We start from the raw sequence: 23,982 nt of genomic DNA on the forward strand, positions 1-23,982 counted from the left end.
GTCCACGCGCTCAATCGCGACATCCGCGCATGGATCGAGACCTGGAACAACGAACCACGGCCCTACGTCTGGACCAAGACCGCCGACCAGATCCTTGACTCCATCGCACGCTACTGCACGCGAATTAATAACTCAGGACACTAGAACCCCGCACGCAGCTCGCACCGCCGCGGGTTCTCAGCCGTCTCCTCGCGAGGACAGCGCCGACGTGGTGAATTGGCATTCATGAGGAGGCGATCCCACAGCGAGGGGGCGGCTGAGGTTCCGCCACCCGCACCGCCAAGCAAGCCGCAGTCGTAGTTTTACGGGTTTTACGGTTTGCGGCCCACGCCGCCGGCGATGCACTGGCGGACGAGGTTGAGCGGCTGGAGCCGCGGACCGTCCGGCCACCAGTCGTCGCACAGGACCAGGCCCGGCTCGACCATCTCCAGGCCCGGGAACAGCGCCTGGATCTCCTCCCTGGAGCGGAACCGGCCGCTGCCCATCGGGCTGTGGATGAACTTCTCCTCCATCTTGACGGCCAGCTCCGCGTGCTCCGGCGTGCCCGGGTTGTAGAAGTGCGCGATGGACACGTACGAGCCGGACGCGAGGGCGTCGATGTAGGTGGCCATCTTCTCGCCGCCGTCGTCGCCCAGGTAGTGGTGCCACGTGCCGACGTGCAGCAGCGCGATGGGCCGCTCGAAGTCGAGGAAGTCGCGGATCTCCGGGTGCTCGATGATCTGCTCGGGCTGGAAGATGTCCGCCGCGACGAAGTGGGTGTTCTCGTTCTCCTCGAGCAGCGCCCGGCCGTGCGCGAGCACCACCGGGTCGTTGTCGACGTAGAGCACCTTGGCCTCGGGGTTGACCCGCTGCACCACCTGGTGGGTGTTCTCCGCCGTGGGCAGCCCGGAGCCGAGGTCGAGGAACTGGTCGATGCGGGCCTGCATGGCCAGGAAGCGGCAGGAGCGGATCAGGAAGTCGCGGTTGGCCCAGGCGAGGTCGTTCACCTGGGGCGCCACGGTGCGGACCTGCGCCAGCACCTGGCGGTCGATCTCGTAGTTGTCCTTGCCGTTGAGCGCGGCGTCGTACACGCGCGCGATGCTCGCCCTGGTCGGGTCCACACCTACGGGGACTGCACTCGGATAGGGAGCGGTGGCACCGGACATCGCGGTCTCCCGGGCATATCGAATACGAATGAAATTTTCGGACCCCCGTAGGGTAAGGGGCGTACCGCGGCCCGTAAATGCACACCGCACTTGACTGCGGCACACCGCGCTGTAAGTTGGATGGCTGGTGATTTCTGCGAGGAAGGGTCCTTGATGGCTCCCATCGACCTCCCCGGCTCCGAACAGCCCACCGGCCCGACGGCCCGCCGGATGATCCTCGGTACCCAGCTCCGCCGCCTGCGCGAGAAGTCGGGCATCACCCGCGCCAAGGCGGCGTGGGAGATCCGCGCGTCCGAGTCGAAGATCAGCCGCATGGAGCTGGGCCGCGTCGGCTTCAAGGAACGCGACGTCACCGACCTGCTGACCATGTACGGCGTGCACGACCCGGCCGAGCGGGAGTGGGCCGTCAAGATGGTCAAGGAGTCCAACCAGCCCGGCTGGTGGCACCCCTACAACGACCTCGTCCCCAGCTGGTTCGACAACTACATCGGTCTGGAGGAGGCGGCTTCCCGGATCCGCACGTACGAGCTGATGTTCGTGCCCGGGCTGCTGCAGACCGAGCGCTACGCGCGTGCGGTGATCAGCCACGGCGACCCGGACAGCCGGGACGAGGGCGTCGAGCGCAAGGTGGGCCTGCGGATGCGCCGCCAGAAGCTGCTCAACGGGCCGAAACCGCCGCGGCTGTGGGCCGTCCTCGACGAGGCCGTGCTGGAACGCCCGTTCGGCGGCGCCGGCGTGCTCCGGCAGCAGATCGACCACCTGCTGGAGCTGATCGAGATGCCCCACATCACGATCCAGGTGATCCCGTACGACATGAGCGGGTTCGCCGCGGAAAGCGCCTTCTCGCTGCTGCAGTTCGCCGAGCCGGACCTGCCGAACATCGCCTACGTCGAGCACCTCAACGGCGCGCAGTACCTGGAGAAGCCGGAGGACCTGGAGGTCTACGGCCGCGCGTTCGATCGCCTGGCCGTGGACGCGGAAACACCCGATCGGACGCGTCAGATGCTGGTGAAGAAGCGGGAAGAGCTCTAGGCGAAATGGGTGACGACGAGTAGCCGGAACAAGGCCAACCAGGACAGGTTTCATCACCCGATCGAATTACTCTACCCGCGCCGTTACTCACGCTCCGATTTGGGATTAGCCTCGGCCATGCACGTGCATTTACGCGTGCAGTCACCAGTGGTAGCTTGATCGCCACAAGGCCAGTGCACGTGCATTTGCACCACGCAGATGCACTGACCCGGAAGGTTGGGGAAGTATGGCTGAGCACATCGTGAACGGCATGCCCGCCGACGCCCTCACCGGCGCTTCCTGGCGCAAGAGCGCCCGCAGCGGCGCCAACGGCAACTGCGTCGAGTTCGCCCAGCTGCCCACGGGCCAGATCGCCGTCAGAAACTCCCGCTTCCCCGAAGGACCCGCGCTCATCTACACCCGCGCCGAACTGGCTGCGTTCGTCGCGGGGGCGAAGGACGGCGAGTTCGACGATGTCCTCAACTGACGCCAAGACCGTCGACGACCGGCTCCAGGACCTCATCTCCCGCGGCTACCAGTTCGTGCACCCGCGCGACGCGAAGGGCGCCGTGATCGCGGTGGTCGGCGTCCGCGCCCACGACTCCGTGATCGACGTCGTCCGGCTCAACGCCGAGGACGACGTGGTCGCCACGCGGATGCCCGGCGACGAGGAGGACATCCTCGCGCCCAAGACCGTGCTGTGGCGCACCGCCGGTGACGCCACGCCGGTGCTGGACCAGCTGCTCGCGCTGCCGGACGCCACCGCGGCCCCGGAGCACGGGACGCCCGCCCGCGGCGGCTGCTGGGTGCCCACCGGCACCGGCCGCGCCACCTGGCTCGCGTCGAGCTGACCGAGCCGCTCCCATGAGGGGGAGTCGACGCCCGGTGGTCAGTGGCCAGCGCCACTGACCACGGGGCGTCACTTCGATCGGCCACGACCTACACTTGAGTAGGCCTGCCCTCGTCTCCAGGGAGCACTTTCGTGGTTTCCCACCACACCGACGACCAGCCCGAACGCGAGCCGCGAGAAGAGTGCGGTGTCTTCGGCGTCTGGGCCCCCGGTGAAGAAGTCGCCAAGATGGCCTACTACGGCCTGTACGCGCTCCAGCACCGTGGGCAAGAAGCCGCCGGCATCTCGGTCTCGGACGGCAAGCAGATCGTGGTCTTCAAGGACCTCGGACTGGTCAGCCAGGTGTTCGACGAGCAGGTGCTCTCCTCGCTGCAGGGGCACATCGCGGTCGGGCACTGCCGGTACTCCACCACCGGGTCCTCGACCTGGGAGAACGCCCAGCCGATGTTCCGCCACACGGCGACCGGCAGCGGCATCTCCTTCGCCCACAACGGCAACCTGGTCAACACCGCCGAGCTGCGGGACCGCACCCTCGACGCGGGACTCAAGCCGCACCGCGAGCTGACCGGCTCCTCCAGCGACTCCGACCTGGTCGTCGGGCTGCTGGCGGACGCCTCCGCGGACCGGGGCACCGAGGCGGCCGCCCTGGAGCTGCTGCCCACCCTGCGCGGCGCGTTCTGCCTGGTCTTCGCCGACGAGTCCACCCTCTACGCGGCCCGCGACCCGCACGGCGTGCGCCCGCTGGTGCTCGGCAGGCTGGAGCGCGGCTGGGTGGTCGCGAGCGAGACCGCGGCGCTGGACATCGTCGGCGCGTCGTTCGTCCGCGAGGTCGAGCCCGGTGAGCTGATCGCGATCGACGCCGAGGGCCTGCGGTCCTCGCGCTTCGCCAGCCCGGAGCCCAAGGGCTGCATCTTCGAGTACGTCTACCTGGCCCGGCCGGACACCTCCATCGCCGGCCGCAGCGTGCACGCCACCCGCGTGGAGATCGGCAAGCGGCTCGCCGCCGAGCACCCGGCCGAGGCGGACCTGGTGATCCCGGTGCCGGAGTCCGGCACCCCCGCCGCGATCGGCTACGCCCAGGCCTCCGGCATCCCGTACGGGCAGGGCCTGGTCAAGAACGGCTACGTCGGCCGCACCTTCATCCAGCCCTCGCAGACCATCCGGCAGCTGGGCATCCGCCTCAAGCTGAACCCGCTGCGCGACGTGATCCGCGGGAAGCGGCTGGTCGTGGTGGACGACTCGATCGTCCGCGGCAACACGCAGCGCGCCCTGGTGCGGATGCTGCGCGAGGCCGGCGCGGTCGAGGTGCACGTCCGGATCGCGTCGCCGCCGGTGCGCTGGCCGTGCTTCTACGGCATCGACTTCGCCTCGCGCGCCGAGCTGGTGGCCAACGGGGCCGACCTGGAGGGCATCCGGCGGCTGATCGGCGCCGACTCGCTCGGTTACGTGTCGCTGGACAGCCTGGTCGCCGCGTCCGAGCAGCCGAAGACGCGGCTGTGCACGGCCTGCTTCGACGGCCGGTACCCGATCGAGCTGCCCGACGACGCCCTCATCGGCAAGTACGTGCTGGAGGGGCTGGACCCGGCGGATGCCCGGACCGTCACCCAGGCCGGGTACGGTGCTGAGGATGCCGTCCGGCGTCCGTGAGTTCAGTCGAGTCCAGGAGTCCGCTTGCCGTGAGCGAGTCCACGAGCGCCACCTATGCCGCAGCCGGCGTCGACATCGAAGCCGGTGACCAGGCAGTCGAGCTGCTGAAGCCGCACGCCGAGCGCGCGAGCAGGCCCGAGGTGCTGGGCGGGGTCGGCGGGTTCGCCGGGTTGTTCTCGCTCAAGCTCGACCGGTGGAAGGAGCCGGTGCTCGCTTCTTCGACCGACGGGGTGGGCACGAAGATCGCGGTCGCGCAGGCGCTCGACAAGCACGACACGGTCGGCATCGATCTCGTCGCGATGGTCGTGGACGACCTGGTGGTCACCGGCGCCGAGCCGCTGTTCCTGCAGGACTACATCGCCGTCGGCCGGGTCGTGCCGGAGAAGATCGCCGCGCTGGTCGCGGGCATCGCCGAGGGCTGTGTGCAGGCGGGTTGCGCGCTGCTGGGCGGGGAGACCGCCGAGCACCCGGGCCTGATGGGCGAGCACGACTACGACATCTCGGCCACCGGGGTGGGCGTGGTCGAGGCGTCCGAGGTGCTCGGGCCGGAGCGGGTCCGCCCGGGTGACGTGGTCATCGGCATGGGCGCGTCCGGGCTGCACTCCAACGGCTACTCGCTGGCCCGGCACGTGCTGCTGGAGATCGCGCGGATGCCGCTGGAGGGGCACGTCGAGGAGTTCGGCCGCACCCTCGGCGAGGAGATGCTCGAGCCGACCCGGATCTACGCCAAGGACTGCCTGGCGCTGGCCGCCGAAGCCGACGTGCGCACGTTCGCGCACATCACCGGCGGCGGGCTGGAGGCGAACCTGGCGCGGGTGATCCCGGCCGGGCTGCGTGCCGAGCTGGAGCGCAGCACGTGGACGCCGGCGCCGGTGTTCGCGCTGATCCAGCAGCGCGGCAAGGTCGAGCGGGCCGAGATGGAGAAGACGTTCAACATGGGCGTCGGCATGGTCGCGGTGGTGGGGTCCGAGGACGTCGACCGGGCCCTGGCCGTGCTGACCGCGCGGCACGTGCCGGCGTGGGTGCTGGGCGAGGTCCGCACGACCGAGGACGCCGACGCCCCGGGCGCGGTGCTGGCCGGTGACCACCCCCGGTTCTGACCTGCAGGTTTCCCGCCGGCTGGTGATCCCGGCCGCCGAGCTGCGGGAACGCTTCTCGCGCTCGTCCGGGCCCGGTGGCCAGGGCGTGAACACCACGGACTCGCGGGTCGAGCTGTCCTTCGACGTGGCCCGCTCCCCGTCCGTCCCGGACGACCTGCGACCACGGCTGCTGGAGCGGCTGCGGTCGCGCCTGGTCGACGGGGTGCTCACGATCACGGCCGGCGAGCACCGCGCGCAGCTGGCCAACCGCGAGGCCGCGCGCGGGCGGCTGGTCGCGGTCCTGCGGGCGGCGGCCGCACCACCGCCCCCGCCCCGGCGCCCGACGAAACCGTCCCGCGGCGCGAAGGAGCGGCGGCTGGCGGAGAAGAAGCGCCGGGGCGACGTCAAGCGCGGCCGCCGCGGCCGGTTCGAGGACTAGCTCCGCCGAGCCGCGGCCGAGCTCAGTCCAGGCAGAACTCGTTGCCCTCCGGATCGGCCATCACGATGTGCCCGAACCCCAACGGCGGGCTCGGCTCATGACGTGCCAACCGCCTCCCGCCGTGGCCGGTCAGCCGTTCGGCTTCCGCTTCCAGCGCTGCCATCCGCGCGGCGCCCTGGAGGCCCGGCGCGGCGCGCACGTCGAGGTGCACGCGGTTCTTCGCCGTCTTGCCCTCCGGCACCTTCTGGAAGAACAGCCGCGGCCCGTTGCCGTCCGGATCGAGCACGGCCGAGGCGTCGTTGCGCCGCTCCGGTGGCACGCCCATCGCCTCCAGCGCCTGCTCCCACGACTCGAAACCGGCGGGCGGGGCCTGCAGCTGGTAGCCGAGGGCCTCCGCCCAGAACGCCGACAGCGCTGCCGGGTCGGCGCAGTCGAAGGTGATCTGGATTTCGCGGGCCACGTCAGCTCGCCTCCTGTCGGATCCGGGTGTGCAGGTGGAGGTCGCGCAGCAGGCACACCTCCGAGAGGTGGTGGATCAGCTCGCGGTTGATGTGCAGGACCAGCGCGGCCATCGGCCACTCGGCGTACGGGCCCTCGGCCTCGCCGCACGGGCGCGCCAGGCCCTCCTCGCCGAGGGACTCGACACCGGCCATCCACATCGCGTACTCCGCGTCGAGCTGGGCCAGCGCTTCGCCCGCGGTCGGCGCGTAGTCGAACGACTGGTAGTCGGTCGGCGTGCGGCCGAAGTGGGCGGCGTTGCGCATGGCGAGCACGCCGACGATCACGTGCCCGAGCCGCCAGGCGATGGTGGTGACCGGGGCCGGGTCGGGTTCCGGGAACGCGAAGTCGATGGTCATCGCCCCGGAGCCGCCCTGCACCGGCGCGGTGCTCGTGCCGCGCGGGCGCACGTTCCAGCTGCCGGGCGCCGGTTCCCAGAAGTACTCGTCGTCGGTGAGCCCGGCGAGGCGGTCACGCAGCTGGTGGGTCCAGTGCCAGTCGATCTGGTCTCGAAGCAGTCGGTTGAGGTCCATGGCGACAGCATGCAACGGATAGCGGACAGATACGTTCCGCAATCTGTGGAACCATTTCACCCATGAGCGTGGAAGTCACCGTCGAGCGCGTGCTGCGGCTACTGGCGCTGCTGCAGCGGCGGCCGTCCTGGACCGCGGCCGAACTCGCCGCGGAGCTCGGCGTGACCGACCGGTCGGTGCGTCGCGACGTGGAGCGGCTGCGCGCGGTCGGCTACCCGGTGCAGGCCACCGCGGGCGTCGGCGGCGGCTACCAGCTCGGCGCGGGCACGCGACTCCCGCCGCTGCTGCTCGACGACGAGGAGGCCATCGCGACGGCGGTGTCCCTGCGGCTCGCCTCCGGTGGCACGGTCGCCGGGGCCGGGGAAGCGGCGCTGCGGGCGCTCGCGAAGCTCGACCAGGTCATGCCGCCGCGGCTGCGCGCCGAGGTGCGGGCGGTGCACGGCGCCACCGAAACGCTCGTCGCCGGGATCGAGATCGACGCGGAAGTGCTGGTGACGCTCGCCCGGGCGTGCCGGGACGCGGTGCGGGTGCGGTTCCGGTACGCCGGCCGGAGCAGCGAGGACCACGAACGCACGGTCGAGCCGGTGCGCATGGTCGCCACCAACCGCCGCTGGTACCTGATGGCGTGGGACCTCGACCGCGACGACTGGCGCACGTTCCGGCTGGACCGGATGCGTGAGGTGACGGCGACGACCTGGCGCTTCCGGCCGCGAGAACACCCCGACCCGGTCGCGTACGTGCAGCGATCGGTCTCCGCGGCGCCCTACCGCTACCTCGCCAAGGTGCGGCTGCGGGCCAGCGCCGCGGAGGTGCGGGACCTGGTGCCGCCGCAGATCCGGGCGTCGAAGAAGACCGCGACGGGTGGTGCCTGCTCGTCGCCGGGGGCGACGACCTGGACTGGCTGGCCGTGCACGTCGCCCGGCTCGGCTTCGAGGCGGAGCTGCTGGAGCCGCCCGAGCTGCGGGAGGCCGCGGCCCGCCTCGCGCGACGGGTCGCCGCGATGGCCGGAGAAGGTGATCCCGGGTCAGCGGGCCATTGACAGCGCGCTGTCCAGCAGCCGCTGGATGTGCAGGCCGCGGTGGACGTCGCACGGGTGGGACGTGGTGCCGGTGTCGATCAGCGCGGCGAAGTCGTCCAGCATCGCGGTGTAGGACTGGCCGGCGCCGCCCTCCTTGCGGCCCAGCGTGCGGTACCCGTGCTCGCCGTACACGGCGAACTCGACCACCGTCGGCCGCAGCGGCAGCCGCAGCGACAACGTCGCCGAACTGAGCGCGCCGCCCTCGTGCTGGAACACGATGTGCCACAGGTCGTGGGGCCCGCGGTGCGCCGAGCGCACCCGCTCGATCGGGCCGAGCGCGGCGTCGAGCAGGTCGACGGCGTGCGGCCCGACGTCGGCCAGGGTGCCGCCGTCCTCCTGCCGCCACGGCGAGGCCGAGTACGGGCCGCCGAGCAGACCGCCCGACAGCCACCGCACGCCACCGCCGCTCCAGCTCCCGGCGGCGGCGAGGCCGGCCAGCCAGTCCCGCGTCGCGGTCGCGTAGCGCAGGGTCAGCATCACCAGGCTCACCACCCCCGCGCCGGACACGGCGTCGGCCAGCCGCTCGGCGCCCGCGACATCGGCGGCGATCGGCTTCTCCAGGATCACGTGCTTGCCCGCCTTGACCGCCTCGACCGCCAGTTCGGCCTGCGTGGCGGGCGGCACCGCGAAGGCGACGGCGTCTACCTGGCCGAGCAGCTCGTCCAGGCTGGTGCAGACCTCGGCGTCGTAGGGCTCGGCCAGCTCACGGCCGGCCTCCACGCGGCGCGTGAACACCGCGCTCAACCGCGTCGCGGGGTGGTCGGCCAGGCCGGGCGCGTGGACGGTGCGGGCCCACGGACCCGCGCCGACCAGCCCGACGCGCAGTGGCTCGTCCACGATCAGCCGTAGGAGTAGAAGCCGCGGCCGCTCTTCTTGCCGAGCAGCCCGGCGTCGACCATGCGCAGCAGCAGCGGCGGCGGCGAGTAGAGGGGCTCCTTGAACTCCTCGTACATCGACTCCGCGATCGCCTTGATGGTGTCCAGGCCGATCAGGTCGGACAGGCGCAGCGGACCCATCGGGTGCGCGGTGCCCAGCTCCATGCCGCGGTCGATGTCCTCGGCCGAGGCGAAGCCCGACTCGATCATCCGGATCGCCGACAGCAGGTACGGCACGAGCAGCGCGTTCACGATGAACCCGGCCCGGTCCTGCGACCGGATCACGGTCTTGCCCAGCGAGCCGGTGGCGTGCTCGTCCGCGCGCTTGACCGTGTCCTCACCGGTCAGCAGCGACGGCACCAGCTCGACCAGCGGCAGCACCGGGACCGGGTTGAAGAAGTGGATGCCGATCACCTGCTGCGGACGGCTCGTCGCCATGCCCAGCTTCATGATCGGGATGGAGGAGGTGTTGGAGGCGAAGATCGCGTCCGGCCGCTCGACGATCTTGTCCAGCGAGCGGAACACCTCGACCTTGGCCTGCTCCTGCTCGATCACGGCCTCGATCACGAGGTCGCGGTCGGCGAAGGAGGCGATGTCGGTGGTGAACGTGAGCCGCCCGAGAGCCGCGTCGGCGTCGTCGGTGGACAGCTTGCCCGCCTTCACCGCACGCTGCAGCGACTTCTCGATGCGGGCACGCCCGGCGTCCAGCGCCGGCTGGCTCACCTCGGTGACCGCCACGTCCGCACCGGCACGGGCGTGCACCTCCGCGATCCCGGAGCCCATCAACCCGGCTCCGACCACGCCTACTCGCTGGATGTCCGCCATCGCACCTCTCCAGTTCCGGCGCCCGACGACGCATGACACAGCACACGAGGGCGGGTTCCGGTCACGACCGGACCCACCCTCGTGTGCTGGTCAGACGTCAACGACGGTAGTCGTCGTACTCGTCGGCGTACGGGTCGTACGGGTCCTCGTACTTCTCGTCCTCTTCCCGAGGATGAGAATTGGAGGACTGTCCTGACAGCTCGCGCTGAAGCGCAGCGAAATCTGTGTCGGGAGTGCTGTACTTGAGCTCTCGCGCCACCTTCGTCTGCTTGGCCTTGGCCCGGCCGCGCCCCATGGCTCGACCCCCTCGCACAGGGAACGGGGCGGCCGGGGGAATCGGCGGCCCCGCATCGTCTCGACAATTGGTTCCTGGTGACACCGTACCCTGTCCGAGGGGTCCAATGCGACGTGGCTTCGTGTGCTTGTCACGACAGTGTCGGCTGTTGCGCCGGTCGGTGGTCGCGAGCGGGCGGCGACGTGCCACGATTCAACGGTGCTCCGACCGTTCGTGGCCTACCTCCGGGTGTATGAGCCCCTGTCCGCGTTCGGCGACCCTCCCCCCGCGGGGCTGCGCAAAGCCGTCGAGCAGGCCCAGCTGAGCCGCGCGGCGGCCGCCGAGCGGGAACAGCTCATGTGGTTGAAGTCACAGACCACCAGCCCGGTCCGGCTGCTGCCGGGCGAGTTGCCCGGCGGGCGGGCGCTGCCGAACCTGGACGTGCTGGTGCTCGACCCGGCCGACGTCCCGACCGCCACCGGCGCGAAGGTCGGGCCCGGCCCGCTCGTGTGCCCGCTGGAGGTACGGGCCCGCTCGGCCGCCGCGCTGGTGAGCTTCCTCGGTGACGCGCACCCGTCGCTGCACGCCGCGGTGCTCGACTCGACCGGGGTGAGCGAGGAGAAGCTGAAGGCCAGGGCCAGCTCCGCGCTCGGTGATCTGCCGCAGGCCGCCGTGCACGTCCTGTCCACCACCTGGACCGTGCCGCTGCCGTGGTTCGCGCTGGTCGACCCGAAGCACCGCAGGCTCAACCTGGGCTCCGGCCCGGACGACCCCGAGCGCGAGGTCTCCTGGCGCGTCGCGATGGGCGACGCGACCCAGCGGGTGGCCGAGGCGCGGGAACTGGTGGAGGAAACCCTCGGCGACTCCGGCCCGGCGCGCATCCTGGCCGAGACCGCCCGGTGGCTGACGAACTTCGACCCGGCCTCGGCGGTGGAGCTGGACTACGGCGGGCTGGTGCAGCTGATCGCCGACCCGGTCCTGGAGTCCGACACCAGCGCCGAGGAGGTGCACAGCATCATGGACGCCCTGCGTTCCGGCGACGTCGAGCAGATCGCCGAGCTGTTCACCGACCTGCGCGACTACTGGAGCGAGCTGGCGGCGCGGGAGCACTTCAACTGATCAGTCCGTGACCGCGCCACCGCTGACGGACAGCCGCACGCCGGTGACGAACCGGGCGTCGTCGGAGGCCAGGTAGCGCACGGCGGCGGCCACGTCGTCGGGCTCGCCGAGCCGCCCCAGCGGCACCCCGGCCAGGTAGGCGGTGCGGTCCACCCCGGCGTGCCGCTCGACCGGCACCCAGCCCGGCGCCACGGTGTTCACGGTGATCCGCCACGCGGCCAGCTCCTTCGCCGCGGCCCGGGCGAGCCCGAGCTGCGCCGACTTCGCCGTCACGTAGGCCGCGGCCCCGGCCGGCGCCGTCCGTTCCGACTCGGCTCCGATGTGGATGATCCGGCCGCCACCGCGGGCTTTCATCCCGGGCAGCACGCGGCGCTGCAGCAGGACCGGGCTCTTGACGAAGAACTCCAGGTGCGCGAGGTAGTCCGGCCAGTCCAGGTCGGACACCGCGGTGTCCGGCTGCGGCCCGGTGGCGTTGCAGACCAGCACCGCGACCGGGCCCAGCCCGTGTTCGACGGCGCTGATCAGCCGGTCGACCTCGGCGGGGTCGGTCACGTCGGCGGCGAAGGCGGCGGCGCGGCCACCGGTCTCGGCGATCTCGGCGACCACCTCACCCGCGCCGTCGTGATCGCTGCGGTAGTTCACCGCGACGGCGAACCCGTCGCGCGCCAGCCGCCGGGCCACGGCCGCGCCGAGACCGCGGGACGCGCCGGTGACCAGGGCGACGTCAGCCGGCATCGTCCGCGCGTTCGGCGGCCAGCAGGTCGTCCACGGAGGCCGAGCCCTTCGCGTAGCGGGCGGCGATCTCGGCGTTCAGCTGGTCGACCACGGCCTGCACCTCGCGCCGCCGCTGGGACACCGAGGACTCCTCGCCGTTGTAGTCCGCGAGGGTCTCGGCGAGCTTGTCGTCGGAGAGGGCGCCCACGTCGGTCAGGTCGGCGTTGCCCACCAGCGCCTCGGCCTGGCGCCGGTACTCACCGGCACGCGAGGGCTCCAGCTGCTGGTACCGCCCCGACCCGCGGGCCGGGCGCAGCGCGTTGTCGGACAGGATCGTGGCCAGCTGGTCGACGATGCTGCCCCCGCCGGAGCGCCGCCGCTCCTGCTCGGCCCGCACGATGTCGATCCGCGCGTGCAACAGCCGCCGCAGGTAGGAGAGATCGGTCTCCTCCTGGGCAGCCTCGTCCCGGCGCTCGCGCAGCTGCTCGAGCGACAGGCCGGCGAGGCCGTGCACGTAGCCGGGGTCCAGGACACGGTCGATGCGACGGCGTCCGCCCGGCCGGACTTCGATCACCGGGACATAGTGCTCCATGCCGGGCCCCGGCGCCAGGCCGGGGCGGTATCACCCGCGCAGGCGAGCCGCGGCCTCCCGGCCCGGCGCGGCGCCCTCGGCTGGCACCGAATCGGGATCGACCGCCGCCTGCACCACCCGGTCCTCGTCCCCGGCGAGCAGCTCGGCGTCGACCGGGGTGGACCGCTTGACCAGGGCCAGCGCGATCGGCCCCAGCTCGTGGTGCTGCGCGACGCTGCCGACCCGCCCGACGACCCGGTCGCCGAGTTTCACCGGATCCCCGGTCTCCGGGTAGATCTCCGGCGAGCCGTCCAGGTGCAGCAGCACCATCCGGCGCGGCGGGCGGCCGACGTTGAACACCTTCGCCACCGTCTCCTGCCCGCGGTAGCAGCCCTTCGCGACGTGCGCGGCGCTGCCGATCCAGTTCACCTCGTGCGGGATCGTCTTCGCGTCGGTGTCCACGCCCAGCCGCGGGCGCAGCGACTCGACCCGCAGCGCGTCGAACGCCCACGTGCCGGCCGGGCGGGCGCCCGCGTCGGTGATGCGGCGCCACCAGCCGGCCAGCTCGTCGCGCGGCACCGCCAGGTCGACGCTGGACCGGCCGGGCCACGGCATGCGCCGGGCGAAGCCGCCGCCCACCGGCACGACGGAGTACGGCTCGGCGCCGAGTTCGATGTCCAAAGCGGACAGCACCCGCTCGGCCTCCGGGCCCAGCACGGTGAGGATCGCCAGTTCGCCGCTGACGTCGGTGATCTCCACCTGCGACCAGAACTTCATCGCTTCGAGGTACTCGCGCAGGGTCTGCTTGCCGCCCTTGGGCAGCGCGCTGGTGGCCTCCGGCCCCGGATCGGTGTCCAGGTACACGGCCTCCCCGGCGTGCGCGAGGACCATGTGCGTGTCGACGTGCCCCTGGCTGTCCAGCACCAGCGCCTCGGTGCCGCTGCCCCCGGCCAGCTCCGTGACGTGCTGGGAGATCACCAGGTGCAGCCACGACAGGCGCTCGGGGCCGGTCACCTTCAGCACCTCGCGGTGCGAGCGGTCGACCACGGCCACGCCGCGCGCGGCGGTGCGTTGCTCGGCGAACGGGTCGCCCCAGTGCCAGGGCACGCCCTGCTCGGGGTGGTCGTCCGGCGGCGCGACGGCGCCCGGCGCGGTGAGGAGCGGAGAAACGAGCGGCATACCCCGATGTTAGGTGAGTACGGTTGGCCCATGCGCGTACTCGCTTTCCTGGACGGGACCCTGGCCGACCCCGACACCCCGCACATCCGGGTCGAAGACCTCGGCCTGATGCGCGGCGACGGCGTCTTCGAGACGATCCTGGTCGCCGATGGCAAGGCGCGCGAGCTGCGCCCGCACCTGGACCGGATGGCCAGGTCGGCGTCCATGCTGGACCTGCCCGAACCGGACGACGCGGCCTGGCAGCGCGCCGCGCGGACGGTGATCGACAACTGGTCCGGCAGCCGCGAGTTCGCGCTGAAGCTCGTCTACACGCGCGGCGTCGACCCGGAGGGTGAGCCGACGGCCTTCGCGCTCGGGATCGAAATCGACCCGAAGGTGTTGCGCGCCCGCGAAGACGGGGTCGCGGTGGTGACCCTGGAACGCGGCATCGACCCGGGGCTGGCCGAGCGCGCGCCGTGGCTGCTGCTGGGCGCCAAGTCCCTGTCCTACGCGGTCAACATGGCCGCCGGGCGGGAGGCGGCCCGCCGCGGCGCGGACGACGTCATCTTCACCGCCAGCGACCTCCACTCGGTGCTGGAGGGCCCGACCTCGAACGTGATCGTGGCGCGCGGCGGCACGCTCTATACGCCGCCGCCCGGGATCGGCATCCTGCCCGGCACCACGCAGGCCGCGGTGTTCCGGGCGGCCGAGCGGGCCGGGTGGTCGACCAAGATCGAGATGATCCGGACGCCGGACCTGTTCAGCGCGGACGGGGTGTTCCTCGCCTCCTCGGTGCGGAAGCTGACCCGCGTGCACACCCTGGACCACCAGCCGCTGCGCGACTCCTCGGCGATCCACGCCGAGCTGGCCCAGGCCTACGAAGACCTCTACGCGTAGGGGCGGAAGCGGATCGTCGTGCCCGGCCGGGCCTGCGCCAGCGCGGGCAGCGCACGGGGCACGACGACGGCGATCACCGGGTAGCCGCCGGTGGTCGGGTGGTCGGCGAGGAACACGACCGGCAGGCCGTTGGGCGGCACCTGGATCGCGCCCGTGATGACGCCCTCGCTGGGCAGCTCCGCGCCCTCGCGCGCGTCGGTGCGGCGCAACGCGGGGCCGTCCAGGCGCAGACCGACGCGGTTGGACTCGCTGGTGACCGTCCACGGCGCGGACAGCTGGTGGGCGGCGTCGCCGAACCAGTCGTCGCGCGGGCCCAGGACGACCGGGACGAGCAGGTCGGGCGGGTTGCACGGGGCGGTGACGGTGTCGGCGCCGTCCGGGATCCCGCTCGGCTCGCCCAGCGGCAGCACGGCGCCCGGCTCCAGCGGCGGCGGGCCGATCTCGGCCAGCACGTCGCGGGACCGGCTGCCCAGCTCGGGTTCGACGTCGATGCCGCCGGAGACCGCGAGGTAGCAGCGCAGACCGGTGTCCGGCCGTCCGATGGTCAGGGTCTGCCCGGCGGTGAGGTGGACCGGCACGTGTGAGCCGGCCGGGCGGCCGTCCACGGTGACCGCGACGGGCGGGCCGGTGACAGCGACCGTGCAGGACGCGCGGGCGGTCACGGCGAGCCCGCCGAGCAGCGCCTCGATCCCGGCCGCGTCCTCCGGGTTGCCCGCCAGCCGGTTCGCCAGCCGCAGTGCCGGGACGTCGAGGGCGCCGGACGGCGGCACGCCGAGGTGGGCGTGCCCGGGGCGGCCGAGGTCCTGCACGAGCGCGAGCGGACCGGTCGCGACGACCTCCAGCGCGCGGCTCACCGGATCCTCCGGAACCGGACCCGGTCGCCGGGCGCGAGCAGCGCGGGCCGCGACGCGCGGCTGTCGAACAGGACGGCGTCGGTGTGCCCGAGCAGGCGCCACCCGCCGGGCGACGAGCGCGGGTAGACGCCGGTGAACTCGCCGGCGATCGCGACCGACCCGGCCGGGACCCGCGTGCGTGGAGTGTCCAAACGCGACTGCCGGAGCGGTTCGGGCAGGCCGGTGAGGTAGCCGAAGCCGGGGGCGAAGCCGGTGAACGCGACGGTGTAGGTGGCGCCGGTGTGCAGCTCGACCACCTCGTCGACGGTGATCCCGGCGGTGCGGGCGACCAGGTCGAGGTCCTCGCCGTCGTAACGCACGTCGATGGTGATCTCCCGCGACTCGCCGCCGTCGGCGGATTCGAGGCCGGCCGACTCGACGAGCTTGCGCGCCTGGGCGAGCCCCGTGGAGCCGGGCCGCGCGGCGATGAGGACGGTGCGCGCGCCGGGCACGACCTCGACGAGATCGGGCAGGCCCGCGGCGACCACGACGGCACGGACCGCACTCATCTCGTCCAGCGACTCGCACTCGACGAGCGCGGCGTCCGGGCCGTAGCGCAGCCAGCGCACCGGCGCTAGCCCACGACGCGCTTGAGGTAGAGGGAGATGTGCGGCTGCATGGACTGGCCGACCATGGCGCGCTCCTCGACGTAGCCGAGGTCGCCGTTGTTCACCAGGCCGTAGAGCCGCTGCGCGCCGGTGACCTCCTTGGCCGTGGAGGTGCGCACGACCGCGTCGGTGCCCAGCTCCCAGGACGTCTGGGTGCGCGGCTTGCCGTAGAAGACCTCGATGATGCCGGTGTTGTGGGCCAGCAGCAGTTCGAGCGTGTCGTCGGCCTGCGGGCGCCACCAGCCGACCTCGCGGGCGGCGGCGCGGACCACGTTGCCGTCGTCGTCGAGCAGCCAGGAGCGGGCCTCGTGGTAGAGGAACGGGCGGCCGTCGTGCGCGATGGTGAGCTGCTGGGCGATCCGGCGGGGACCCTCGATGGTCGGGTAGTTGACCTCGCCCTCGCCGCGCCACACGCCGACGAGCGGCAGCAGCGCCAGGCAGGCGTCGTTCAGGTTCGCGCCCTCGCGCAGGTTCGCGGTGTCCACCGGGATCGGCAGGTCGTCGAACTGCGGCAGGTTGCGCCCGCGCGTCGACTCGGCCCGCTCGGCGGCGGCCGCGACGGCGTCATCGCCGGAGGTCATCGGTCAGCGCTGGTCGGCGTACAGCCGGTAGACGACGTACACGGTGAACCAGAGGATCGCGATGGCGGCGAGCACCAGCAGCGTCGTAAACAGGATCTCCACGCCCAGCAGGATAGCCGCTGCCAGGGCGTTCATTCGCCCCGCACCCGCGTGGCGAGCACCACGCCCGCGGCGAGCGTGACCATGCCGGCGACGGCGAGCAGCACCAAGACGACCAAGACCGGGGTCGAGCCGGCGAACCCGGCCGCTGACCGCGCGCCGCGGAGGCCGCGGGCGGCAGGAATCAGACACCTCCCGCACGATGGCCCACTCGCGGCCGCGCGAAAGGGCCCAGCCGCGGCCACACCAGAGGGCCGGGCGCGCCCGCACGAGTTAGCCGCTCGTATCCGCACGAGAGGGCCAGTCGCGGCCGCTCTGCACGAACGGGCCACTCGCGGCCCCACGAAAGGGCCCAGCCGCGGCCGCCTGCCGCGGGGCCCTGCAGGTACTGCGAGGGCCGTGTTCTTGAACCACTTCCTGACGTCCCCGCCGAGCTGCTGAAGCTGACCGAAGGCCCACCCGTGGAACGCGGGTGGGCCTTCGGAAAAGGCGGGTGTCAGCCGACCGAGATGGCGACCTGGTGCAGGCCGGGGCCTTCGGCGGTCACCGAGGCCTCGCCGTTGCCCGAGCGGTGCAGGGCGCGCACCGTCCAGGCTCCGGGCGCGGCGTAGAACCGGAAGTCGCCCTCGGGGGAGGCCTGGACCTCGCCCGCGAAGTCGCCGTCACCGTTCAGCAGGCGCACGTAGGCACCGCCGATCGGGCCGTCGCTGCCGGTGACCTTGCCGGCCACCACGACCTGCCCGTTCGTGTCGATGTCCGCGGGCGTCGCCGTCTGCACCGGCGCGCCGCAACCGTCAGCACTCATCGTCACTTCCCCGTTCCGGTTTCGATCGGCACGCCGACCAGCGAGCCGTACTCGGTCCACGATCCGTCGTAGTTCTTCACGTCCTCGAGCCCGATCAGCTCGTGCAGCGCGAACCAGGTGTGGCTGGACCGCTCACCGATGCGGCAGTAGGCGATGGTCGCCTTCGAGGTGTCCAGGCCGGCCTCCGCGTACAGCTCCTTGAGCTCCTCGGCGGTCTTGAAGGTGCCGTCCTCGTTCGCGGTCTTGGCCCACGGCACGTTCAGCGCCGTCGGGATGTGACCGCCGCGCTGCGCCGACTCCTGCGGCAGGTGTGCCGGCGCCAGCAGCTTGCCGGAGAACTCGTCGGGCGAGCGGACGTCGACCAGGTTCTTGGTGCCGATCGCGTCGACGACCTCGTCGCGGAAGGCGCGGATCGAGGTGTCCGGCTCCTTGGCGACGTAGTTGGTGCGCTCGCGCTTGACCTCCTCGGAGGTCAGCTCGCGGCCGTCCAGCTCCCACTTCTTGCGGCCGCCGTCGAGCAGCTTGACCTTGTCGTGGCCGTACAGCTTGAAGTACCAGTAGGCGTACGCGGCGAACCAGTTGTTGTTGCCGCCGTACAGGACGACCAGGTCGTCGTTGGAGATGCCCTTCTCCGACAGCAGGGCCTCGAACCCGGCCCGGTCGACGAAGTCGCGGCGGACCGGGTCCTGCAGCTCGGTCTTCCAGTCGATCTTGACCGCACCGCGGATGTGGCCGCCGTCGTAGGCGGTGGTGTCCTCGTCCACCTCGGCGAAGACCACGCCGGGGGTGTTCAGGTTCTCCTCGGCCCACTGCGTGGTGACCAGGACGTCTTCACGGCTCATGAGAGCACTACTCGCTTTCTTCTTCTCGTGGGTGGACTTGTCAGGAAGCCTGGCTCGGCGCCACGCGCCGGATCAGGAGGTACATCTCGCAGCCGAGGCAGAAGTTGAAGGCCGCGTTGAGGAAGGCCGCGAACAGCGCGAACGCCGTCGCGACGATGCCGAGCGCGGTGACCCCGGTGGCGTAGCCGATGGTGCCGACCAGGGCGAACACGAACCCGACCCCCTGGGCGAACCGCAGCGGCGCCGCGTCCTCCCGCTCGGACGTCGGCGCGAGCCGCGGCGCCACGAGGTAGCGGTAGATCAGCGAGTACGGGGCCGGTTTCAGCCCGACGAACGCACCGATCGCGAACACGACCGTCTGAACGGCCAGCAGCGGCCACCATCCGGTGATGAGGACCACCGCGAGCACGATGGTGGTGATGACGGCCGCGAAACGCGGTCCACGGGGATCGACGGCTGGGCCTGCTGACATGTCACCTCCCTGGCGGGGCGCGCGTGAGCGCGCGTCGGAACGGGATTTTTCCGGCGGGGGGAGTGCGGGTACGGCCGAGGCGGACCCGCTAGAGCAGACACAGGCTGCTGCGCACGCGGCAGAAGTCGACCGCGCGACGTTGCGTCAGCAGAGTGAGTGGCAGCCTGCACACGAGCGTCAGGCTACCCGGACGTCCCTGAAAGTGGGAGGGGTGTCCACCCAGTGAGAGCATTCCCACCATCCAGGAAAATAATTTCGCGCAGCTCAGCGGACGTGACGCCATCGGGGCGGGCACCGCGGTCGACTGGAACAGGTTCTAGTTCTGTTGATCCGGCCCCGCCCACTGGCGGCCGCGCCGCCTACTCCGCGACGCGCGAGGGCAGGTGCGGCCGCAGCGCCTCGAGCAGCGCGGGAGCCTTCGGCACGCCGCCGACGCGCAACAGCTCGGTGCCGTCGGCGCGGTAGGCGATCGTGGTGGGCGTGCGCAGCACACCCAGCGCCTGCGCGACCTCCGGCTGGTTCGTCACGTCCAGGTCGACGTGGTTCAGGCCGTCGGTGCGCTCGGCCAGCGGGCCGAGCAGGGCGCGGGTGTGCCGGCACGGGGTGCAGAACGTGGTGGAGATCTGCACCAGGGTGACCTCGGCGCCGGTGTCCAGCGCCGCCGCGACGGGCGCGGGCAGGCCGGCCGCCGGCGCGCGACGAGCCGACCGGACGCGCCCGTTGCGCGCCTTGAGCAGCCCGCCGGCGACGGCCGCGACCACCAGCGTGCCGAGCACGACCCACACGCCCGTCATCAGCGCCTCACCCTCCGGTTGAGCTGGTCGCCCCGCTGAACGTCACGTTCTTGGCCTCGCCCTTGATGGTGACCGAACCGCTGTTCACCTGTACCGCCGTCGGGGTGACCTCGAACGGGAGGTTGCCGGTGTCGATCGTGGCCTTGAAGTTCGGCAGCAGGGCCTGCTGCACTGCTTCGGGAACAACGGTCGTCTCCTTGTCATTCCCGTACTGCAGCCGCTTGGGGACGATGTCGATCGCGGTGCCGTGCAGCTCGATCATGGCGAAGCAGAAGATCTCGATGCGCTGGCCGGCGATCTGCACGTACCCGGAGATCCGAATGCCGGCCTTCGACTGGTCCTGCTCCTCCTCGGTCGTGCCGTCCTGGCCCTGCTGGTCGCCGGCGCCGCTGTCGGTGCCGCTCTCGGCGTCCTGGCCGGTCTCCACGTACTCGATGCTCGACGGCTCGATCCGCAGGTCCTCGATCTTGGTCAGCGGGTCCACCTTGTTGATGTCGCTGGCCTTGATCGTCACCTGGGCCTCCAGGCGGCCGATCCGGATCGCGTCGGTGTTGCCGTTCACCAGGTCCGACAGCGGCGCGGTGACGTCGTAGAGGTCGGCCGTCACACCCACGTCCCGCAGGTCCTTGATCGGCACCCCGGACGCGGACAGCGCGATGTGGCCGTAGTCGCCGCCGATCGCCTGGGTGGTGAACGGGAAGCCGTGGATCGTCACGGACGGGTCGTCGGTCAGCTTCAGCTGTTCACGGGCCTTCTGCGACACCGTGTGCTCGGCGAACGCGGCGAGCCCGAAGTCGGCCCCGACCAGCAGCGCGAGCAACACGACGAGACTGATGACGATGCGCCGGGCGCGGCGTCCACGGCGGCTCGGTCCCGCTGGTGGCACGGCTCGATCCTGGGTCGCAGGTCTGCTCACTCTTGGTGTCCGATCTGTCTCGTATCCGGGTCCTGGACAGCCCGAGGCTATGGGTCACCAGTGTGACGTCACTGTGACGGAGGCTGCAGAGCAGGTGGTTTCTCCCTGTTCACCCGCTAGTCTTGTCCGCTAAGACCAGGGGCGCTCAAGGCTACGGACTAGCAAGAAGGCGGTGTGGCGATGAGCCTGGACCTGCTCGTACTCACTTCCGAGGCGGAAGCCACCGCAGTCCTTCCAGCCCTGGACCTGCTTCCGCACACGGTACGCGTCCGCGCACCGGAGGTGACCGCGCTCCTCGACGCGGGCCACCGGGACGTCATCCTGCTCGACGCGCGCACCGACCTCGCGTCCGCCAAGAGCCTCTGCCGCCTGCTCAAGGGCACCGGCGACGACGAGGGCAGCACCCCGATCATCGCGGTCATCGGCGAGGGCGGCCTGGTCGCGGTCAGCGCCGAGTGGCGCACCGACGACATCCTGCTGCCCACCGCGGGCCCGGCCGAGGTCGACGCCCGGCTGCGGCTGGCGACCACCCGCGACGGCGGCGCCACCCAGGTGGACACCGAGCTGCGGGTCGGCGACCTGGTGATCGACGAGGCCACCTACACCGCGCGCCTGCGCCGCCGCACCCTCGAACTCACCTACAAGGAGTTCGAGCTGCTCAAGTACCTCGCCCAGCACGCCGGCCGGGTCTTCACCCGCGCCCAGCTGCTGCAGGAGGTCTGGGGCTACGACTTCTTCGGCGGCACCCGCACGGTGGACGTGCACGTGCGGCGGCTGCGCGCCAAGCTCGGCCCCGAGCACGAGCAGATGATCGGCACCGTGCGCAACGTCGGCTACAAGTTCGAGCGCCCGGCCAAGGCCGGCGCCAAGCCCGGCGTGACCTCGCTCAACTTCGACGCGAGCGAGCTGTCCACCGAATTCTCCACCCCCTGATCCGGGAGACCGTGCATCCGTGCTGACCGTGGTGTGGGTCGACGAGCTGGACGAGCGGACCACCCGCGAGGTCCGCGAGCTGCTGCTGGCCGCCCGTGAGGTGGACGGACGACCGGACGTGTCCCCCGGCGAGCCGTTGCCCGGGGAGTTCGCGTCCGGGCCGCACCTGCTCGCCCGTGCCGACGGCGTGCTGGCCGGGTACGCCCACCTGGACGTCTCCGGTGACGCGTTCGGCCGCCAGGTGGCCGAGCTGATCGTGCGGCCGGACTCTCGGCGCCGGGGCGTGGGCACCGAGATGCTGTCCGCGCTCGCCGACCGAGCCGGCGACGCGCCCTTGCGGATCTGGGCGCACGGCGACCACCCGGGCGCCGCGGCCCTGGCCGAACGAGCGGGCTTCTCGCGTGCCCGCGAACTGCTGGTCATGCACACCCCGGTCGACCCGGACTGGCCCGAACCCCGGCTGCCCGAGGGCGTCTCGCTGCGCACCTTCGTGCCCGGCCGGGACGAGCAGGCCGTCATCGAGGTCAACGCCCGCGCCTTCGACTGGCACCCGGAGCAGGGCCGGCTCACCGTCGACGACCTGCGGGCCGAGGAGGCCGCGGACTGGTTCGACGCGGACGGGTTCTTCCTCGCCGAAGACGGCGCGGGCAAGCTGCTCGGTTTCCACTGGACGAAGGTCCACCCGGCCAACCCGCGCCGCTTCGGTGGCCGGGAGACCGGCGAGGTCTACGTCGTCGGCGTCGACCCGGGCGCGCAGGGCGGCGGGCTGGGCAAGGCGCTGACCCTGGCCGGCCTGCGTTACCTCCGGGACCGCGGCCTGCCGCAGGTGATCTTGTACGTGGAGGGGGACAACGCGCCCGCGATCGCCGTCTACTCGCGGCTCGGCTTCGCCCGGCACGAGGTCGACGTCCAGTACGAACGGTGATCGCCGTTCCGTTACGTTAACCCTGCGCCAACCTTCCATCACGGATCGCGTACCCGCAGGTCACGGCCCGGACACGACGCCCGTTCGAGTGACGTTGTCCCGCTCACATTGGCGCCCTTGTTCACTTTGCGTTCATCTGTACAGAGGGGCACGTCCACCCGTGCTGCCTAATGTCCGGTTGCGACGAATGGCTTTCAATAGCTGGAGGACATGAAGTGAAGATCATGCGGCCGATGGGTGCTCTCGGCATCGCAGCGAGCGCTGCCCTCGTGCTCGCGGCCTGTGGCACGGACCCGGCCTCGACCGGCAACACCCAGACCTCGGGTGCGGCGACCGCGCCGACCGCGACCGCCAACGTCGAGTGCGGCGGCAAGTCGCCGCTGACCGGCGAGGGTTCGACGGCCCAGAAGACCGCGGTGGACATCTTCGCCCAGCAGTACACCAAGGCCTGCGCCGGCCAGATCGTGAACTACAACGCGACCGGCTCCGGCTCCGGCGTCAAGCAGTTCACCGCCAAGCAGGTCGACTTCGGCGGCTCCGACTCGCCGCTGAAGACCGGTGACGAGCAGACCAAGGCCAACGAGCGCTGCGCCGGTGGCGAGGCGTGGAACCTGCCGCTGGTCGTCGGCCCGGTGGCCATCGCCTACAAGCTGGACGGCGTCTCCTCGCTCACCCTGAACGGCGAGGTCGCGGCCAAGATCTTCAACGGCCAGATCACCAAGTGGAACGACCCGGCCATCGCCGCCCTCAACTCGGGCGTCAACCTGCCGGACAAGCCGATCCAGGTGTTCTCGCGGTCGGACGAGTCGGGCACCACCGACAACTTCCAGACCTACCTCGAGGCCGCCTCGAAGGGTGCCTGGACGCAGGGCACCGGCAAGGCCTTCAAGGGCGGCGTCGGCAACGGCGCCCAGGGCTCCAACGGTGTCGCCTCGGGCATCCGGGCCGCCGACGGCGCCATCGGCTACATCGAGTCGTCCTACGTCAAGGACGGCCTGAGCGCCGCCAAGCTGGACAGCGGCTCCGGCGCCGTCGAGCTGACCCCGGAGAACGTGGCCAAGGCGCTGGACGCCGCCACCTTCCGCACCCCGGGCAGCAACGACCTGGCCATGGACCTCAAGGCCATCTACGCCAGCAACACCCCGGGTGCCTACCCGCTGCTGCTGACCACGTACGAGATCGTCTGCTCGAAGGGCTACGACGCCGACACCGCCAAGGCGATGAAGGCGTTCCTGACCGTGGCGGCCACCACCGCCCAGCAGCCGATCGCCGAGAAGGGGTTCGTGCCGCTCCCGCAGTCCCTGCAGGAGAAGGTGCTGACCTCGATCAAGGCGATCTCCTGAACGATCACCGCAACCCCTGATCGGTTTGCACTGAGTAACTGATGAGCGAGTCACTCGC

General features: G+C 71.5%; 28 protein-coding genes and 2 pseudogenes. 13 read left to right on the top strand and 17 right to left on the bottom strand.

Annotated elements, in window-relative coordinates:
- Positions 1-144: pseudogene (locus D0D28_RS08190) on the top strand (IS630 family transposase); the annotation flags it as partial.
- Positions 145-311: 167 nt separating this feature from the next.
- On the opposite strand, the gene D0D28_RS08195 reads toward D0D28_RS08190, so the two are convergent.
- Complete coding sequence (locus D0D28_RS08195) at positions 312-1,145, bottom strand: SAM-dependent methyltransferase (RefSeq protein ID WP_094003150.1); 834 nt, start codon at positions 1,143-1,145, stop codon at positions 312-314.
- A 153-nt stretch (positions 1,146-1,298) separates the two neighbouring features.
- On the opposite strand from D0D28_RS08195, the gene D0D28_RS08200 reads away from it, so the two are divergent.
- From D0D28_RS08200 to arfB, 6 genes are all read left to right on the top strand, one after another.
- Positions 1,299-2,177 (top strand): helix-turn-helix domain-containing protein, encoded by an 879-nt coding sequence (locus tag D0D28_RS08200; protein WP_094003151.1) that lies wholly within the window; start codon positions 1,299-1,301, stop codon positions 2,175-2,177.
- 226 nt (positions 2,178-2,403) lie between these two features.
- Positions 2,404-2,643, top strand: a complete 240-nt coding sequence (locus D0D28_RS08205) for a DUF397 domain-containing protein (RefSeq protein WP_094003152.1) — start codon at positions 2,404-2,406, stop codon at positions 2,641-2,643.
- Entirely contained in the window at positions 2,630-3,007 is a 378-nt protein-coding gene (locus D0D28_RS08210) for a hypothetical protein (protein WP_116110245.1), read from the top strand. The genes D0D28_RS08205 and D0D28_RS08210 overlap by 14 nt, the downstream gene beginning before the upstream one ends.
- Positions 3,008-3,138: 131 nt before the next feature.
- Complete coding sequence (purF, locus tag D0D28_RS08215) at positions 3,139-4,653, top strand: amidophosphoribosyltransferase (RefSeq protein ID WP_094003154.1); 1,515 nt, start codon at positions 3,139-3,141, stop codon at positions 4,651-4,653.
- A 29-nt stretch (positions 4,654-4,682) separates the two neighbouring features.
- Complete coding sequence (gene purM / locus D0D28_RS08220) at positions 4,683-5,753, top strand: phosphoribosylformylglycinamidine cyclo-ligase (protein ID WP_116110246.1); 1,071 nt, start codon at positions 4,683-4,685, stop codon at positions 5,751-5,753.
- Complete coding sequence (gene arfB / locus D0D28_RS08225; protein ID WP_116110247.1) at positions 5,734-6,171, top strand: alternative ribosome rescue aminoacyl-tRNA hydrolase ArfB; 438 nt, start codon at positions 5,734-5,736, stop codon at positions 6,169-6,171. The genes purM and arfB overlap by 20 nt, the downstream gene beginning before the upstream one ends.
- Positions 6,172-6,193: 22 nt before the next feature.
- On the opposite strand, the gene D0D28_RS08230 is transcribed toward arfB, so the two are convergent.
- On the bottom strand, positions 6,194-6,631 hold the full coding sequence (locus tag D0D28_RS08230; protein ID WP_116110248.1) for a VOC family protein: 438 nt from the start codon (positions 6,629-6,631) through the stop codon (positions 6,194-6,196).
- A 1-nt stretch (position 6,632) separates the two neighbouring features.
- A complete protein-coding gene (locus tag D0D28_RS08235) occupies positions 6,633-7,202 on the bottom strand; it encodes a DinB family protein (RefSeq protein ID WP_094003158.1) in 570 nt (189 codons plus the stop codon).
- Between the two features lie 62 nt (positions 7,203-7,264).
- On the opposite strand from D0D28_RS08235, the pseudogene D0D28_RS08240 reads away from it, so the two are divergent.
- Positions 7,265-8,241, top strand: a pseudogene (locus D0D28_RS08240) (helix-turn-helix transcriptional regulator).
- Here D0D28_RS08240 and D0D28_RS08245 read toward each other — a convergent pair.
- From D0D28_RS08245 to D0D28_RS08255, 3 genes are all read right to left on the bottom strand, one after another.
- Positions 8,227-9,117: a Gfo/Idh/MocA family protein gene (locus D0D28_RS08245; protein ID WP_094003160.1), complete on the bottom strand. Its 891-nt coding sequence runs from the start codon at positions 9,115-9,117 to the stop codon at positions 8,227-8,229. The pseudogene D0D28_RS08240 and the gene D0D28_RS08245 sit on opposite strands and share 15 nt — an antisense overlap.
- A 2-nt stretch (positions 9,118-9,119) precedes the next feature.
- Positions 9,120-9,980: a 3-hydroxybutyryl-CoA dehydrogenase gene (locus D0D28_RS08250; RefSeq protein ID WP_094003161.1), complete on the bottom strand. Its 861-nt coding sequence runs from the start codon at positions 9,978-9,980 to the stop codon at positions 9,120-9,122.
- Between the two features lie 97 nt (positions 9,981-10,077).
- A complete protein-coding gene (locus D0D28_RS08255) occupies positions 10,078-10,275 on the bottom strand; it encodes a DUF3073 domain-containing protein (RefSeq protein ID WP_017985773.1) in 198 nt (65 codons plus the stop codon).
- Positions 10,276-10,473: 198 nt separating this feature from the next.
- Between D0D28_RS08255 and D0D28_RS08260 the strand changes: the two genes are divergently transcribed.
- The gene (locus tag D0D28_RS08260; protein WP_116110249.1) at positions 10,474-11,373 is read left to right on the top strand and encodes a hypothetical protein; all 900 of its coding nucleotides are present in this window, start codon (positions 10,474-10,476) and stop codon (positions 11,371-11,373) included.
- Here D0D28_RS08260 and D0D28_RS08265 read toward each other — a convergent pair whose 3' ends face one another.
- The 3 genes from D0D28_RS08265 to D0D28_RS08275 are packed head-to-tail and all read right to left on the bottom strand — an operon-like array spanning position 11,374 to position 13,837.
- Positions 11,374-12,108: an SDR family NAD(P)-dependent oxidoreductase gene (locus tag D0D28_RS08265; RefSeq protein WP_116110250.1), complete on the bottom strand. Its 735-nt coding sequence runs from the start codon at positions 12,106-12,108 to the stop codon at positions 11,374-11,376.
- Positions 12,098-12,661, bottom strand: coding sequence for an aerial mycelium formation protein (locus tag D0D28_RS08270; protein ID WP_094003164.1), 564 nt, complete (start codon positions 12,659-12,661; stop codon positions 12,098-12,100). The genes D0D28_RS08265 and D0D28_RS08270 overlap by 11 nt, the downstream gene beginning before the upstream one ends.
- Before the next feature lie 48 nt (positions 12,662-12,709).
- Complete coding sequence (locus D0D28_RS08275; RefSeq protein ID WP_116110251.1) at positions 12,710-13,837, bottom strand: YgfZ/GcvT domain-containing protein; 1,128 nt, start codon at positions 13,835-13,837, stop codon at positions 12,710-12,712.
- Between the two features lie 30 nt (positions 13,838-13,867).
- Between D0D28_RS08275 and D0D28_RS08280 the strand changes: the two genes are divergently transcribed.
- Entirely contained in the window at positions 13,868-14,713 is an 846-nt protein-coding gene (locus D0D28_RS08280) for an aminodeoxychorismate lyase (protein WP_094003166.1), read from the top strand.
- On the opposite strand, the gene D0D28_RS08285 is transcribed toward D0D28_RS08280, so the two are convergent.
- The 8 genes from D0D28_RS08285 to D0D28_RS08320 form a co-directional block, all read right to left on the bottom strand.
- Positions 14,704-15,567, bottom strand: coding sequence for a biotin-dependent carboxyltransferase family protein (locus tag D0D28_RS08285; protein WP_116110252.1), 864 nt, complete (start codon positions 15,565-15,567; stop codon positions 14,704-14,706). The genes D0D28_RS08280 and D0D28_RS08285 overlap by 10 nt on opposite strands.
- Positions 15,564-16,175 (bottom strand): 5-oxoprolinase subunit PxpB, encoded by a 612-nt coding sequence (pxpB, locus tag D0D28_RS08290; RefSeq protein WP_094003168.1) that lies wholly within the window; start codon positions 16,173-16,175, stop codon positions 15,564-15,566. Before pxpB ends, D0D28_RS08285 begins: the two co-directional genes overlap by 4 nt.
- Before the next feature lie 5 nt (positions 16,176-16,180).
- Complete coding sequence (locus D0D28_RS08295; protein WP_094003169.1) at positions 16,181-16,795, bottom strand: FABP family protein; 615 nt, start codon at positions 16,793-16,795, stop codon at positions 16,181-16,183.
- A gap of 595 nt (positions 16,796-17,390) precedes the next feature.
- Entirely contained in the window at positions 17,391-17,699 is a 309-nt protein-coding gene (locus tag D0D28_RS08300) for a DUF1416 domain-containing protein (protein WP_094003170.1), read from the bottom strand.
- Between the two features lie 2 nt (positions 17,700-17,701).
- Positions 17,702-18,541, bottom strand: coding sequence for a sulfurtransferase (locus tag D0D28_RS08305; RefSeq protein WP_094003171.1), 840 nt, complete (start codon positions 18,539-18,541; stop codon positions 17,702-17,704).
- Positions 18,542-18,581: 40 nt separating this feature from the next.
- Positions 18,582-19,013 (bottom strand): DUF4395 domain-containing protein, encoded by a 432-nt coding sequence (locus tag D0D28_RS08310; RefSeq protein ID WP_094003172.1) that lies wholly within the window; start codon positions 19,011-19,013, stop codon positions 18,582-18,584.
- Between the two features lie 359 nt (positions 19,014-19,372).
- Positions 19,373-19,807: a TlpA family protein disulfide reductase gene (locus tag D0D28_RS08315; RefSeq protein WP_094003173.1), complete on the bottom strand. Its 435-nt coding sequence runs from the start codon at positions 19,805-19,807 to the stop codon at positions 19,373-19,375.
- 7 nt (positions 19,808-19,814) lie between these two features.
- On the bottom strand, positions 19,815-20,693 hold the full coding sequence (locus D0D28_RS08320; protein ID WP_162830662.1) for an LmeA family phospholipid-binding protein: 879 nt from the start codon (positions 20,691-20,693) through the stop codon (positions 19,815-19,817).
- Positions 20,694-20,903: 210 nt separating this feature from the next.
- On the opposite strand from D0D28_RS08320, the gene D0D28_RS08325 reads away from it, so the two are divergent.
- The 3 genes from D0D28_RS08325 (at position 20,904) to pstS (ending at position 23,924) form a co-directional block, all read left to right on the top strand.
- Positions 20,904-21,656, top strand: a complete 753-nt coding sequence (locus tag D0D28_RS08325) for a winged helix-turn-helix transcriptional regulator (RefSeq protein ID WP_116110253.1) — start codon at positions 20,904-20,906, stop codon at positions 21,654-21,656.
- A gap of 19 nt (positions 21,657-21,675) precedes the next feature.
- Positions 21,676-22,581, top strand: coding sequence for a mycothiol synthase (gene mshD / locus D0D28_RS08330; RefSeq protein ID WP_094003176.1), 906 nt, complete (start codon positions 21,676-21,678; stop codon positions 22,579-22,581).
- Between the two features lie 215 nt (positions 22,582-22,796).
- On the top strand, positions 22,797-23,924 hold the full coding sequence (pstS, locus tag D0D28_RS08335; RefSeq protein ID WP_094003177.1) for a phosphate ABC transporter substrate-binding protein PstS: 1,128 nt from the start codon (positions 22,797-22,799) through the stop codon (positions 23,922-23,924).
- Positions 23,925-23,982 lie beyond the last annotated feature (58 nt).

The organism is Amycolatopsis ruanii (assembly GCF_003385175.1).
Lineage (GTDB): Bacteria > Actinomycetota > Actinomycetes > Mycobacteriales > Pseudonocardiaceae > Amycolatopsis_E > Amycolatopsis_E thermalba.